A 13,969-nucleotide genomic window follows, 5' to 3' on the forward strand; every position below is an offset into this window, starting at 1 on the left:
AAACGCCCGGTTACATTCCGAACCCGGAAGCTAAGCCTTACAGCGCCGATGGTACTGCAGGGGGGACCCTGTGGGAGAGTAGGACACCGCCGAACTCCTTTTAGAGCTCTGGCTCTTGGGCACGCAGCCCAAGAGCCAGAGCTTTTTTGCGTTGAGGTAGGGTCAGGGGGCATCGTCGGCACATTTCCCACAGGAGGCTCCCGGGTGGAGGTCCAGGAGACCCGGGTCCAGACGGACCGGGTCCTCACCATCCCCAACATCCTCAGCATGGCGCGGCTCGTTGGCGTGCCGCTCTTCCTGTGGCTGATTCTCAGGCCTGAGTTCGGGGGCCCCAAGAGTGACGAGTGGGCGTTGCTGGTGTTGGCCCTGAGCGGCATCAGCGACTACCTGGACGGCAAGCTCGCCCGGCGCTGGAACCAGATCAGCAGCCTGGGCCGGCTGCTGGATCCCGCGGCTGACCGGCTCTACATTCTTTCGACTTTGGTCGGTCTCACCTGGCGCGAGATTCTGCCAATCTGGTTGACGGCTGCACTGCTTCTGCGTGAGCTGGTTCTCCTGGTGATGGTGGGCATCCTCAGGCGTCACGGTTATCCTCCACCGCAGGTGAACTTCCTCGGCAAGGCCGCCACCTTCAACCTGATGTACGCCTTCCCGCTGCTCCTGCTCAGTGACGGAACCGGATGGCTCTCGTCACTCGGTGCTATTTTCGGATGGGCGTTCGCAGGATGGGGTACAACCCTCTACTGGTGGGCAGGAGTCCTCTACGTGGTACAAGTCCGCCGCCTGGTCCGTGCGGACGCCATGGCCGATTGAACTCGTCCATTGGCACAGCCGTAGCGGCTCGATGGCCCCCGACGGAAAAGTGCGGGACAATCTGGACGGGTGAAGTCGGCTAGACCGTCATCTCTTGGAGGAGGACGCTTCCGACATGAAGGCCGTCGTGATGGCCGGAGGCGAAGGTACACGCCTTCGCCCAATGACCTCAAGCATGCCCAAGCCGCTCCTGCCGGTGGTAAACCGGCCAATCATGGAGCATGTTCTTCGGCTGCTCAAAAGGCATGGTCTCAACGAGACCGTCGTCACCGTCCAGTTCCTGGCCTCGCTGGTCAAGAACTACTTCGGTGACGGCGAAGAGCTCGGGATGGAGCTCTCCTATGCCAACGAGGAGAAGCCACTCGGTACCGCCGGAAGCGTCAAGAACGCCGAAGAGGCGTTGAAGGACGATGCTTTCCTCGTTATTTCCGGTGATGCCCTGACCGACTTCGATCTCACCGAGCTCATCAACTTCCACAAGGAAAAGGGTGCGCTGGTCACTGTCTGCCTGACGCGTGTACCCAATCCCCTCGAATTCGGCATCACCATCGTCGATGAAGAGGGGAAGGTCGAGCGCTTCCTGGAGAAGCCGACCTGGGGGCAGGTTTTCTCGGACACGGTGAACACGGGCATCTATGTGATGGAGCCCGAGGTCTTCGACTATGTCGAGTCCGATGTGCCCGTGGACTGGTCCGGCGATGTCTTTCCGCAGTTGATGAAGGAAGGCAAGCCGATCTACGGCTATATCGCTGAGGGGTACTGGGAGGACGTCGGCACCCACGAGAGCTATGTGAAGGCTCAGGCCGACGTTCTTGAAGGCAAGGTCGACGTCGAGATCGACGGCTTCGAGCTCTCCCCGGGCGTATGGGTGGCCGAGGGTGCTGAGGTGCATCCCGATGCCGTTCTCCGTGGCCCGCTTTACATCGGGGACTACGCGAAGGTCGAGGCCGGAGCCGAAATCCGTGAGCACAGTGTCGTCGGCTCCAACGTGGTCGTGAAGAGCGGGGCCTTTCTGCACAAGGCCGTTGTGCACGACAACGTGTACGTCGGCCAGCAGAGCAATCTCCGCGGATGTGTCGTCGGGAAGAACACCGACATCATGCGCGCGGCCCGTATCGAGGACGGCGCGGTCATCGGTGACGAGTGCCTCGTCGGCGAGGAATCGATCATCCAGGGGAATGTGCGGGTCTACCCGTTCAAGACCATCGAGGCCGGTGCCTTCGTCAACACCTCGGTCATCTGGGAGTCCAGGGGGCAGGCGCATCTCTTCGGCGCCCGCGGGGTGTCCGGCATCCTGAACGTCGAGATCACTCCTGAGCTCGCGGTCCGGCTGGCCGGTGCCTACGCGACGACCCTCAAGAAGGGGTCGACCGTCACCACCGCCCGCGACCACTCCCGAGGCGCCCGGGCCCTGAAGCGGGCAGTGATCTCCGCTCTCCAGGCCAGCGCCATCGACGTACGCGACCTGGAGAACGTACCGCTGCCCGTGGCACGGCAGCAGACCGCGCGGGGCAGTGCCGGCGGGATCATGATCCGGACCACGCCCGGCGTGCCGGACTCCGTGGACATCATGTTCTTCGACGGGCGGGGTGCGGACCTCTCCCAGGGCAGCCAGCGGAAGCTGGACCGGGTCTTCGCCCGGCAGGAGTACCGGCGGGCGTTCCCCGGGGAGATCGGTGACCTGCACTTCCCGGCGAGTGTCTTCGACTCGTACACCGGTTCGCTGCTGCGGAACGTCGACATCACCGGGATTTCCGAGTCCGGGCTCAAGGTCGTCGTGGACGCCTCGAACGGCAGCGCGGGGCTGGTGCTGCCCAGTCTGCTCGGGAAGCTCGGTGTGGACTCGCTGACCATCAACCCGGGGCTCGACGAGTCCAGGCCCACGGAGACGGCGGATGCTCGCCGGTCGGGGCTGGTGAGGCTCGGAGAGATCGTGGCGTCCGCGCGGGCCGCGTTCGGGGTGCGGTTCGACCCCGTGGGTGAACGGCTGTCCCTGGTCGATGAGAAGGGACGGATCATCGAGGACGACCGGGCGCTGCTCGTCATGCTCGACCTGGTCGCTGCGGAGCGGCGCAGCGGTCGTGTGGCGTTGCCGGTGACCACCACGCGGATCGCCGAGCAGGTGGCGGCGTACCACGGCACGCAGGTGGAGTGGACGACCACGTCGCCCGACGACCTCACCCGTGTCGGCCGTGACGACTCCACGATCTTCGGCGGTGACGGCAAGGGCGCCTTCATCATTCCGGAGTTCAGCAGTGTCTTCGACGGCGCGGCTGCATTCGTGCGGCTCATCGGGCTGGTGGCGCGGACGCAGCTCACGCTCAGTCAGATCGACGCGCGGATTCCGCGGGCGCACGTCATCAAGCGGGATCTGGCGACCCCGTGGGCCGTCAAGGGGTTGGTGATGCGGCGGGTCGTCGAGGCGGCAGGCGATCGCTTTGTCGACACGACCGACGGTGTCCGGGTCGTGGAGACCGACGGGCGCTGGGTGATGGTGTTGCCGGACCCGGCCGAGGCGGTCACGCATCTGTGGGCCGAGGGGCCCGACGACGCATCCGCGCAGGCCCTGCTCGACGAGTGGGCGGCCGTCGTGGACAGCGCCGGCCGCTGATCCACACACGCGCGTGCCGGACATGTGCCCCCCAAGGGGGCCTGTCCGGCACGCGGATGGGGCCGTTCGGAGGTAGTGGCCGCGACGTGCGACGATGTTCGGCATGCCGCAGCAGCCCCCCGCCCGGAGCACCCCCACGCGCCCCTCGCGCCCGGACGCCTCCATGTCGCTGCTCACCAACGTCATGGATCACAGCCTCGACGACGGATACGCGGAGTCGGCGGCCCGGAAGAAGGCCGCCGGTGACGCCGGGCTCCCCAGGACGTTGCGGGCCAAGCTCGGTCTTGCCGTCGGCCTGGTGCTCGCGGCTCTGGTGGTGACCGTGGGGGCGGCGCAGGCCCGCGTGGCCGCTCCTGTCGTGGCCAAGGAGCGCGAAGAGCTCATCGACCGGATCGACCGTGAGAGCGAGACGGCGGACAAGCTCGAGAAGAGCGTGGACGAGCTGCGCGACGACGTGAGCACACGGCAGCGCCAGGCGCTGAAGCAGAGCGGCGACAGCGGTCGGGCCGATCTCATGGGCATCCTGTCGGGCGCCGCGGAAGTGCACGGCCCCGGCGTCAAACTGGTCGTGAACGACGCGAAGGAAGCCAGCACGGGCGGCGACGGCAACCCGCGTGAGACATCGGGGTTCTCCGACACCGGGCGGGTGCGCGACCGTGACATGCAGCGGGTCGTCAACGGGCTGTGGGCGTCGGGGGCCGAGGCCATCTCCGTCAACGGACAGCGGCTGACCGCACTGTCGGCGATCAGAGCCGCGGGTGACGCGATACTGGTCGACAACAAGCCGTTGGTTCCGCCGTATACGGTGCTTGCGGTGGGGGACGGGCAGCGGTTGAGCACCAGGTTCCAGAACAGTGCCGACGGACTGTATCTGCACGCCCTCCAGGAGAGTTACGGCATCCGGACCGCCATTTCCGTGGAGGGCGACCTCCGGCTGCCGGCCGCACCGAGTGTGATCGTACGTACAGCAGAGCCGAGAACTGAGAAGGGCACATCGTGATCGCCGTACTGGGCCTCGTCGTGGGAGTCGTGGCCGGCCTGTTGGTCCGGCCTGAGGTTCCGGCGGTCGTCGAGCCTTATCTGCCGATCGCCGTGGTGGCGGCGCTCGACGCCGTCTTCGGGGGCCTGCGGGCCATGCTCGACGGCATCTTCGACGACAAGGTCTTCGTCGTGTCGTTCCTGTCCAACGTGGTCGTGGCAGCGCTGATCGTGTTCCTCGGCGACAAGTTGGGCGTGGGCGCGCAGCTGTCGACCGGTGTCGTGGTCGTGCTCGGGATCCGCATCTTCTCCAACGCCGCCGCGATCCGCCGGCACGTCTTCCGGGCGTGAGGCCGATGAGCGAGCAGGACGAGCCGCCCGGCAACAGGCTGCGCAAGGAACTGCCCGAGGAACTTCCCGCGAGGCCGCCCGAGGTGGTGGACGTCCCGGCGGTGGAGCCTCGGCTCACCGGCCGTCAGCGGCTGGTGCAGGGGCTGTGGCCGCCGCGTGTGACGCGGGCCCAACTCATCGTCGCCGTCCTTCTGTTCGGCCTCGGGTTCGGCCTCGCCGTCCAGGTGGCGTCGAACAGCGACAGCGACAGCGCGCTGCGCGGGGCGCGGCAGGAGGATCTCGTACGCATCCTCGATGAACTGGACGACCGTACTCAGCGTCTTGAAGACGAGAAGCAGGGTCTCGAGAAACAGCGGGACGAGCTGGAGAACAGCTCCGACCAGGCTGAGGAGGCCCGCAAGCAGACGGTCGAGAAGGAGCGGCAACTCGGCATCCTCGCGGGCACCGTGGCCGCGCAGGGGCCGGGCATCACGATGACGATCGAGGACACCAAGGGGACGGTCGAGGCGGACATGCTGCTCGACGCGATCCAGGAGCTGCGCGCGGCCGGCGCGGAGGCGATCCAGGTGAACGGCGTGCGGGTCGTCGCGGGCACCTATCTGTCGGATTCCGACAAGAGCGTGAACGTCGACGGGAACAAGATCACCTCGCCGTTTCGTTTCAAGGTCATCGGCAATCCGCAGGACCTCGAACCGGCCCTCAACATTCCTGGAGGCGTGGTGCAGACTCTTGAGAAGGAGCAGGCCACCGTTACCGTCGAGCGGTCGAACAAGATCGTCGTGGACGCCTTGCGAGCGGCGAAGCGGCCTGACTACGCTCGGTCGTCCTCCCGGTGAACCGGGGGTGCATGCGGCGCGTCGGGCCAGGGCATGAGGTTGCGGGGGGTCGGCGCACCGAATGGGTGGTGCGTGGTGGAAACTGTCTGGTGGAAACGGACGTTGTGAGGGTGTCCGGGTCGACCGGTGTGTTCAATCAGGGTTCGTCCTGCCCCACGGGCGGGTCTGTTTCGGTCAAGGGGAATCGCCCGTGAAGTTGTTTGCGAAGTTGTTCGGCAAGAGCGCGCGAGAGGGCAGTGACAACGCGACCGCTCGTCATCGCGCACAGCCCGACGCAGAAGGGCAGCGCCCGCTGTTCCGGGATCAGGTCGGTGGCCCGGACGGTGACGTTCCCGGAGGTCAGGGCGTGCCGTCTGTTGACCCTGCCCAGTCCGGCGACATAGGTTTCGGGCAGCCGTCAACCTCAAGTACGGGTGGAGGGTTTTCCCCTATGTCGGCCCAGGTGTGTACGAGGTGCGGTAACCGCAACGCGGAGAACAGCCGCTTCTGCTCCAACTGCGGCGCCCCGCTGCGGGCGGGGGCCGTGCCCGAGCGTCCCTCGGAGACGACCTCCACCATCTCCATCTCCGGGCTCGAGGCGTACGACGCCGAGGTCACCGGACAGACGCAGATGCCGGCCCTGTCTCCGGAGGCACAGGCGGCCGTCGACGCGCTGCCGCTGGGCTCCGCACTCCTGGTGGTGCGCCGCGGGCCGAACTCGGGCAGCCGCTTCCTCCTGGACGGCGAGCTGACCACGGCCGGCCGGCACCCGCAGAGCGACATCTTCCTCGACGACGTCACCGTCTCGCGTCGGCACGTGGAGTTCCGCCGCGGCCAGGACGGCACGTTCACGGTGTCCGACGTGGGAAGTCTCAACGGCACGTACGTCAACCGTGAGCGCATCGACTCGGTCGCTCTGAACAACGGCGACGAGGTGCAGATCGGCAAGTACCGGCTGGTGTTCTACGCGAGCCAGCAGGGCTACTGACCCTCCCAGGGAAGGTCCATGCTTCAAACACCGAGCGGCGGTGCGGGACACGGCACCGCCGCCACGGACAGTGGGCTGATGAGCATCGGCACGGTGCTGAACGTGCTGCGCGACGAGTTCCCCGAAGTCACGATCTCCAAGATCCGTTTCCTGGAGTCCGAGGGGCTCATCGAGCCGCAGCGGACTCCCTCCGGGTACCGCAAGTTCAGCGACCGGGACCTCCAGCGGCTCGGCCACGTCCTGCGGATGCAGCGGGACCACTATTTGCCGCTCAAGGTGATCCGTGAGCATCTGGACGCCATGGAGCGGGGCGAGGCCGTCGCGCTGCCCACGGTGGGCCGTCAGCGCGACGGAGAAACGGTCCTGGAGGTCTCCGAGGGACCCACCGCGGCACGGATCGGCAGGACCGAACTGCTCGCCGCCGCCGAGATCGGTGAGTCGGAGCTGGCGGAGTGGGAGTCGTACGGGCTCATCGCCCCGCTGCCGGACGGGGCGTACGACGCCGAGGTGGTCACGGTCGCCGCGCTCGTCGCCGAACTCGGACGGTTCGGGATCGAGCCGCGGCACCTGCGCGCGATGAAGGCCGCCGCCGAACGCGAGGCCGGACTCGTGGAGCAGGTGGTGGCCCCGCTGAAGCGCCACCGCAATCCGCAGACCCGCGCGCACGCGGAAGCCCGTGCGAAGGAACTCGCCGGTCTCACGGTGAAGCTGCACGCAGCACTCGTGCAGACCGCGCTCGGTGTACGGCTGCCCTGAGGGCGACTGGTGCAGGAACTGTCACCCGTTTCCTGCCCGACTACCCAAACGTCCCGGGCACGGCCTAGGGTTGCTGTGTGAACGAGCTCGATGTCGTAGGTGTCCGGGTCGAAATGCCCTCCAACCAACCGATCGTGCTCCTGCGTGAAGTGGGAGGCGACCGCTACCTCCCCATCTGGATCGGGCCCGGGGAGGCGACTGCGATCGCCTTCGCGCAGCAGGGCATGGCCCCCGCACGACCGCTGACCCACGACCTGTTCAAGGACGTGCTGGAGGCGGTCGGCCAGGAGCTCACCGAAGTGCGCATCACGGACCTGCGTGAGGGCGTCTTCTACGCGGAGCTGGTCTTCGCCAGCGGGGTCGAGGTGAGCGCGCGGCCGTCCGACGCCATAGCGCTGGCCCTGCGCACCGGGACGCCGATCTACGGCAGCGACGGAGTCCTCGACGACGCCGGCATCGCGATTCCCGACGAGCAGGAGGACGAAGTGGAGAAGTTCCGCGAGTTCCTCGACCAGATCTCCCCCGAGGACTTCGGCACCAGCAGTCAGTGAGACGAAGGCGGCCGGCCCGGCGGATCAGCGGTCCGTGAGAGGCCGGCCGTGTCCGGTCGTCACCAAAATGCTGGCATTTGCCACCGGCGAGTGAGAGCGTCCTGCGGCCCGTTCGGAGCTCATTCGGCTAGCCTTTCCCCGCGGTTGGGTGCGGGAAACCACTCCTAGGGTGATTATCACCCGGCGTGCCGAGTGTGGCGATCGTTGACGCACCCCTGGTGACTGCCTACCGTCGAGAAGGCAGGTCAAGGACGGAGGTCGGCGTGAGAAGCAGCGGCGACGGTACGGCTGGGGGTGCCCCCGGACGGAGTCTCGGGGCAAGCGGTCCGTACCCTCCCCCAAGCTCTCAACTTCGGTCGAGCTGGGGGGATCCCCAGCACGGCAGCGCGGCCGATCCCGCTCCGCAGCGAACGGCGGCCGTGCCGAGCAGCGGAGGGGCGACGTCCATGGCGTCCGAGCAGATCGGCTATCGCGGCCCTACGGCGTGCGCGGCGGCCGGTATCACCTACCGGCAGCTCGACTACTGGGCACGCACCGGGCTCGTCGAACCGAGCGTGCGGCCCGCCCACGGGTCGGGGACGCAGCGGCTCTACAGCTTTCGGGACGTCGTCGTCCTGAAGATCGTCAAGCGGTTCCTCGACACCGGCGTGTCGCTGCAGAACATCCGCACCACCGTCCAGCACCTGCGGGAGCGGGGCTTCCAGGACCTGGAGCGCATGACGCTCATGAGCGACGGTGCCACGGTCTATGAGTGCACCTCGCCGGACGAGGTCCACGCGCTGCTCCAGGGCGGCCAGGGGATCTTCGGGATCGCGGTGGGTGTCGTGTGGCGTGACGTAGAGAGCGCCCTGTCCCAGCTGCACGGAGAGCGCATCGACACCGGGGAGACCCTCATGGGACACAACCCGGCGGACGAGCTGGCGCGCCGGCGCAACCGGGCGGTCTGAGACCCGCACCACCCTTCGGGGCGGGCATTGTCAGTGGCGTAGGGCAGCATCGGACATGTGAGAAAAGCGCCCACGATCCTGCATCTCGACATGGATGCCTTCTACGCCTCGGCGGAGCAGGCATCCAAGCCGAGCCTGCGCGGGAAGGCCGTTGTCGTGGGCGGCCTGGGGCCGCGGGGTGTGGTGGCGACCGCGTCGTACGAGGCCCGGGTCTTCGGTGTGAACTCGGCGATGCCCATGGGCCAGGCCAGGCGGCTCGCGCCGAACGCCGCGTATCTCGTGCCGCGCTTCGACTTCTACCGGTCGATCAGCGAGCAGGTGATGGGGCTGCTGCGGGAGCTGTCGCCGCTGGTGGAGCCGCTGAGCCTGGACGAGGCGTTCGTGGACCTGGAGGCCGGGGGCACGGCCTGGGACGACCGGTCGGCGCGGCTGGCCGGTGCGAAGCTGCGGGCCGACATACGGGCCGGCACCGGCCTGACGGGGTCCGTGGGGCTCGCCGCGTCCAAGATGCTCGCGAAGATCGCCTCCGAGCAGGCCAAGCCGGACGGGCTGGTGGTGATCGAACCGGGGACCGAGCGGGCGCTGCTGGGGCCGATGTCGGTGCGGACGCTGCCGGGGGTGGGGCCGGCCACGGGTGACCACCTGCGGCGGGCCGGTATCCATACGGTCGACGAGATCGTGGAGGCGGGGGAGGACGAGCTCGTACGGCTGCTGGGGAAGGCGCACGGGCACGGGCTGTACGCGATGGCGCTGGCCCGGGACGAGCGGGCCGTGGTGGCGGCGCGGGAGACGAAGTCGGTGTCGGTGGAGGACACGTACGACGTGGACATCCATGACCGGGTCCGGGTGGGGCTGGAGGTGCAGCGGCTGGCCGACCGGTGTGTGCGGCGACTGCGGGCGGCCGGGCTGTCGGGACGCACCATCGTGTTGAAGGTGCGGCGGTACGACTTCTCGACGCTGACGCGGTCCGAGACCCTGCGGGGGCCCACGGACGATCCCGCGGTGGTGCGGGAGGCCGCCCTGCGGTTGCTGGAGGGCGTGGACTCCACGGGGGGTGTGCGGCTGCTGGGGGTGGGGGTGAGCGGGCTGGCGGACTTCACGCAGGAGGACCTGTTCGCTCAGGCCATGGAGGAGCGCGGGGAGGACACCGTCGAGGAGGCGGCTGATGACACGCCTGCGGAGGAGCGGGAGGTGGCGGTCGGGCGGAGGTGGGTCGCCGGTCACGATGTGCGGCATGCCGAGTACGGGCACGGGTGGGTGCAGGGGAGCGGGCTGGGGAGGGTGACCGTGCGGTTCGAGACGCCGGATTCGGAGCCGGGGCGGGTGCGGACGTTCCGGGTCGAGGATCCTGCGTTGGAGCCGGCCGAGCCGTTGCCGTTGGTGGAGGCGGCGGGTCCGCACCGGATCACCCGTGACGGGTTGGTCGGCGGGTGAGCGGGCCGGAAGGTGCCTCAGGCGTCGGCTTCCTCCGTGCCCGCCAGCTTGCCGAAGTCCCGGTCCGGGAACGACGGCGGTGGGGCCGTGTCGAGGCCGTAGTGGTGGTAGAGCTGGAGTTCCTGCTCGGGGGAGAGGTGCCGGCCCACGCCGAAGTCGGGGGCTTCCTTGATGAGCCTGCGGTCGAAGGGGACGTGGAGTGTGCCTTCGATCACTTCGCTCGGTCCAAGGGGGACGAAGGCGTCCCGGGAGAAGAGGCCGGTGCGTATGGCCGCCCACTCGGGCACGCCGGTCGCGTCGTCCAGGTAGACCTCGTCAACACTGCCGATCTTGGTGCCGTTGCGGTCGAACGCCTTGCGGCCGATCAGGTTGCGCGGATCGATGTCGGTCTGCACGGGCCCTCCACTTGGTCGCACCTCATCCGAAGCGGTCGTAAGCACTACGAAAGAGCACATCGGGGTGTGCGGCCACTCGAAAGCTCGGGCGTTGACCTCGCTGGTAGTGTTGCAGGCGGCTGTCGACACCGTGCGGGAGAGTCCTCCAGACATCATCGGAGGCGCCGAAGGAGCAAATCCTCCCCGGAATCTCTCAGGCTCACGTACCGCACGGGCGAGGTCACTCTGGAAAGCAGGGCGGGTGTCGACGGCTTCCGCTCTCACCGACGGTGAAAGCCGACTGCTCTCGGGCGGTCTGGTGAAGCTCTCAGGTTGAGATGACAGAGGGGGAGGCCGTCGGGGTACCCGTGCCGGGGTGTACCCCTCGAAGGTCGCGTCAGACCAGGAGGCCTCCGCAATGACCGCCCATCGCATTCCGCTCTCCACGCTCGAGCAGGGAATCCCCTTCGAGCAGCGTCACATCGGCCCCGACCACGGGGCTCAGGCCAAGATGCTCGCCCAGGTCGGCTACGGCTCGCTGGACGAACTCACCGCCGCCGCGGTGCCGGATGTGATCAAGAACGCCGATGCCCTGGAGCTGCCCGGAGCGCGCACCGAAGCCGAGGTGCTGGCCGAACTGCGGTCGCTGGCCGACCGGAACCAGGTGCTCGACTCCATGATCGGGCTCGGGTACTACGGGACCTTCACGCCGCCCGTCATCCTGCGCAACGTCATGGAGAACCCGGCCTGGTACACGGCCTACACGCCCTATCAGCCGGAGATCTCGCAGGGGCGCCTCGAGGCCCTGCTCAACTTCCAGACCATGGTCGCCGACCTCACCGGGCTGCCGACCTCCGGTGCCTCGCTGCTCGACGAGGGGACCGCCGCGGCCGAGGCCCTGGCACTGTCCCGCCGGATGGGGAAGAACAAGAAGGGGATCTTCCTCGTCGACGCCGACGCGCTGCCGCAGACCATCGCCGTGATCCGGACCCGGGCGGAGCCGACCGGAGTCGAGGTCGTGGTCGCCGACCTCAGCGACGGAATCCCGGCCGAGCTCGCCGAGCGGGAGATCAACGGGGTGCTCCTCCAGTACCCCGGCGCCTCCGGGGCCGTACGCGACATCAAGGCGGTCGTCGACCAGGCCCATGAGCTCGGCGCGCTCGTGACCGTCGCCGCCGATCTGCTCGCGCTGACCCTGCTGCGGTCGCCGGGTGAGCTCGGGGCGGACATCGCGGTCGGGACCACACAGCGGTTCGGTGTGCCGATGGGGTTCGGCGGGCCGCACGCCGGATACATGGCCGTGCGGGAGAAGTTCGCGCGGAGCCTGCCCGGGCGGCTCGTGGGCGTGTCCGTGGACGCCGACGGGAACAAGGCCTACCGGCTCGCGCTGCAGACGCGTGAGCAGCACATCCGCCGGGAGAAGGCGACCAGCAACATCTGCACCGCCCAGGTGCTGCTCGCGGTGATGGCCGGGATGTACGCCGTCTACCACGGGCCCGAGGGACTCAGGGGGATCGCACGCCGGACGCACCGGTACGCGAACATCCTCGCCGCGGGTCTCACGGCCGGCGGGGTCGAGGTCGTGCACGGTTCCTATTTCGACACGCTCACCGTGCGGGTGCCCGCGAAGGCCGCCGAGGTCGTCTCCGCGGCACGGCAGAACGGCGTCAACCTCCACCTCGTCGACGCCGACCATGTCTCCATCGCCTGCGATGAGACCACATTGCGGGCCCAACTCGCCGCGGTGTGGGGTGCGTTCGGGGTCGAGGCCGACATCGAGGTGCTGGACGCGGCCACCGAGGAGGCGCTGCCGGACGCGCTGCTGCGCACCGATGACTTCCTCACCCATCCCGTCTTCCACCAGTACCGCTCCGAGACCGCGATGCTGCGCTACCTGCGCAGGCTGGCCGACCGCGACTACGCGCTCGACCGCGGCATGATCCCGTTGGGCTCCTGCACCATGAAGCTCAACGCGACCACCGAGATGGAACCGGTCACCTGGCCCGAGTTCGGCCAGCTGCACCCCTTCGCCCCCGCCGAGCAGGCACAGGGCTATCTGACGCTGATCCGGGAGCTGGAGGAGCGGCTCGCCGAGGTCACCGGCTACGACAACGTGTCGCTGCAGCCCAACGCCGGTTCGCAGGGCGAGCTGGCCGGGCTGCTCGCCGTACGCGGGTATCACCGGGCGAACGGTGACGAGCAGCGGACCGTGTGTCTGATTCCGTCGTCCGCACACGGGACCAATGCCGCCAGCGCCGTGATGGCGGGCATGAAGGTCGTCGTCGTGAAGACCGCCGGGGACGGCGAGATCGACGTCGAGGACCTGCGGGCGAAGATCGAGCAGCACCGCGACGAGCTGGCCGTGCTGATGATCACGTACCCCTCGACGCACGGGGTGTTCGAGGAGCACGTCGCCGAGATCTGCGCGCAGGTGCACGAGGCGGGCGGGCAGGTGTACGTCGACGGGGCCAACCTCAACGCCCTGGTGGGGCTGGCCAAGCCCGGGCACTTCGGCGGTGACGTCTCGCACCTGAACCTGCACAAGACCTTCTGCATCCCGCACGGCGGCGGTGGCCCGGGCGTCGGTCCGGTCGGTGTCCGGTCGCACCTGGCGCCGTATCTGCCGAACCACCCGATGCAGCCCGCGGCGGGCCCGGAGACCGGCGTCGGGCCGATCTCGGCCGCGCCCTGGGGTTCCGCGGGGATCCTGCCGATCTCGTGGGCGTACGTCCGGCTCATGGGCGGTGAGGGGCTCAAGCGGGCCACGCAGGTGGCGGTGCTCTCCGCCAACTACATCGCCAAGCGGCTGGAGCCGCACTACCCCGTGCTCTACACGGGCCCCGGCGGGCTGGTCGCGCACGAGTGCATCATCGACCTGCGGCCGCTGACCAAGGCGACCGGGGTGAGCGTCGACGACGTGGCCAAGCGGCTCATCGACTACGGCTTCCACGCGCCGACCATGTCGTTCCCGGTGGCCGGGACGCTGATGATCGAGCCGACCGAGTCCGAGGACCTGATCGAACTCGACCGGTTCTGCGAGGCGATGATCGCCATTCGCGGGGAGATCGAGAAGGTCGGGGCCGGGGAGTGGGCCGCCGACGACAACCCGCTGCGCAACGCTCCGCACACCGCCGGTGCGCTGGGCGGGGAGTGGGAGCACGCCTACACGCGCGAGGAGGCCGTGTTCCCTCCCGGGGTGTCGGTCGCGGACAAGTACTGGCCGCCGGTGCGGCGGATCGACCAGGCCTTCGGGGACCGGAACCTGGTGTGCTCCTGCCCGCCGATGGACGCGTACGAGGACTGACCTGAGGCGATGAGGGCCCCGTTACGGCGGGGCCCTTTTCCTTGCGC

12 protein-coding genes, 1 rRNA gene and 2 riboswitches are annotated in these 13,969 nt (G+C 68.4%); of the genes, 12 read left to right on the top strand and 1 reads right to left on the bottom strand.

The window, feature by feature from the left end:
• The 11 genes from rrf to ACZ48Z_RS27015 all read left to right on the top strand — a co-directional run.
• Positions 1–95: ribosomal RNA gene (gene rrf, locus ACZ48Z_RS26965) — 5S ribosomal RNA — on the top strand; the annotation flags it as partial.
• A 109-nt stretch (positions 96–204) separates the two neighbouring features.
• Positions 205–813, top strand: a complete 609-nt coding sequence (locus ACZ48Z_RS26970; protein ID WP_468738466.1) for a CDP-alcohol phosphatidyltransferase family protein — start codon at positions 205–207, stop codon at positions 811–813.
• A 115-nt stretch (positions 814–928) separates the two neighbouring features.
• Positions 929–3,424 carry a sugar phosphate nucleotidyltransferase gene (locus ACZ48Z_RS26975; RefSeq protein ID WP_468738467.1) on the top strand — a complete coding sequence of 832 codons (2,496 nt, stop codon included), beginning with the start codon at positions 929–931 and terminating at the stop codon, positions 3,422–3,424.
• A gap of 163 nt (positions 3,425–3,587) precedes the next feature.
• A complete protein-coding gene (locus ACZ48Z_RS26980; RefSeq protein WP_468738653.1) occupies positions 3,588–4,424 on the top strand; it encodes a DUF881 domain-containing protein in 837 nt (278 codons plus the stop codon).
• A complete protein-coding gene (locus tag ACZ48Z_RS26985) occupies positions 4,421–4,753 on the top strand; it encodes a small basic family protein (RefSeq protein WP_003988855.1) in 333 nt (110 codons plus the stop codon). The genes ACZ48Z_RS26980 and ACZ48Z_RS26985 overlap by 4 nt, the downstream gene beginning before the upstream one ends.
• A gap of 5 nt (positions 4,754–4,758) precedes the next feature.
• Positions 4,759–5,589: a DUF881 domain-containing protein gene (locus ACZ48Z_RS26990; RefSeq protein ID WP_468738468.1), complete on the top strand. Its 831-nt coding sequence runs from the start codon at positions 4,759–4,761 to the stop codon at positions 5,587–5,589.
• A gap of 61 nt (positions 5,590–5,650) precedes the next feature.
• Positions 5,651–6,556, top strand: a complete 906-nt coding sequence (locus ACZ48Z_RS26995; protein WP_468738469.1) for an FHA domain-containing protein — start codon at positions 5,651–5,653, stop codon at positions 6,554–6,556.
• A gap of 18 nt (positions 6,557–6,574) precedes the next feature.
• Positions 6,575–7,312: a transcriptional regulator FtsR gene (ftsR, locus tag ACZ48Z_RS27000; protein ID WP_468738470.1), complete on the top strand. Its 738-nt coding sequence runs from the start codon at positions 6,575–6,577 to the stop codon at positions 7,310–7,312.
• 77 nt (positions 7,313–7,389) lie between these two features.
• Complete coding sequence (locus ACZ48Z_RS27005; RefSeq protein ID WP_004002801.1) at positions 7,390–7,863, top strand: bifunctional nuclease family protein; 474 nt, start codon at positions 7,390–7,392, stop codon at positions 7,861–7,863.
• Between the two features lie 263 nt (positions 7,864–8,126).
• On the top strand, positions 8,127–8,810 hold the full coding sequence (locus tag ACZ48Z_RS27010) for a MerR family transcriptional regulator (protein WP_468738471.1): 684 nt from the start codon (positions 8,127–8,129) through the stop codon (positions 8,808–8,810).
• Between the two features lie 57 nt (positions 8,811–8,867).
• Positions 8,868–10,244 carry a DNA polymerase IV gene (locus ACZ48Z_RS27015; RefSeq protein ID WP_468738472.1) on the top strand — a complete coding sequence of 459 codons (1,377 nt, stop codon included), beginning with the start codon at positions 8,868–8,870 and terminating at the stop codon, positions 10,242–10,244.
• A 17-nt stretch (positions 10,245–10,261) separates the two neighbouring features.
• Here ACZ48Z_RS27015 and ACZ48Z_RS27020 read toward each other — a convergent pair whose 3' ends face one another.
• Complete coding sequence (locus ACZ48Z_RS27020; protein WP_468738473.1) at positions 10,262–10,639, bottom strand: PRC-barrel domain-containing protein; 378 nt, start codon at positions 10,637–10,639, stop codon at positions 10,262–10,264.
• A gap of 123 nt (positions 10,640–10,762) precedes the next feature.
• A riboswitch (glycine riboswitch) is annotated at positions 10,763–10,858 on the top strand.
• Positions 10,859–10,973: riboswitch (glycine riboswitch) on the top strand. It begins immediately after the preceding riboswitch.
• Between the two features lie 63 nt (positions 10,974–11,036).
• Here ACZ48Z_RS27020 and gcvP point away from each other — a divergent pair.
• Positions 11,037–13,922, top strand: a complete 2,886-nt coding sequence (gene gcvP, locus ACZ48Z_RS27025) for an aminomethyl-transferring glycine dehydrogenase (protein WP_468738474.1) — start codon at positions 11,037–11,039, stop codon at positions 13,920–13,922.
• Positions 13,923–13,969: the final 47 nt, after the last annotated feature.

It is taken from the genome of Streptomyces sp. NPDC031225 (assembly GCF_055570355.1).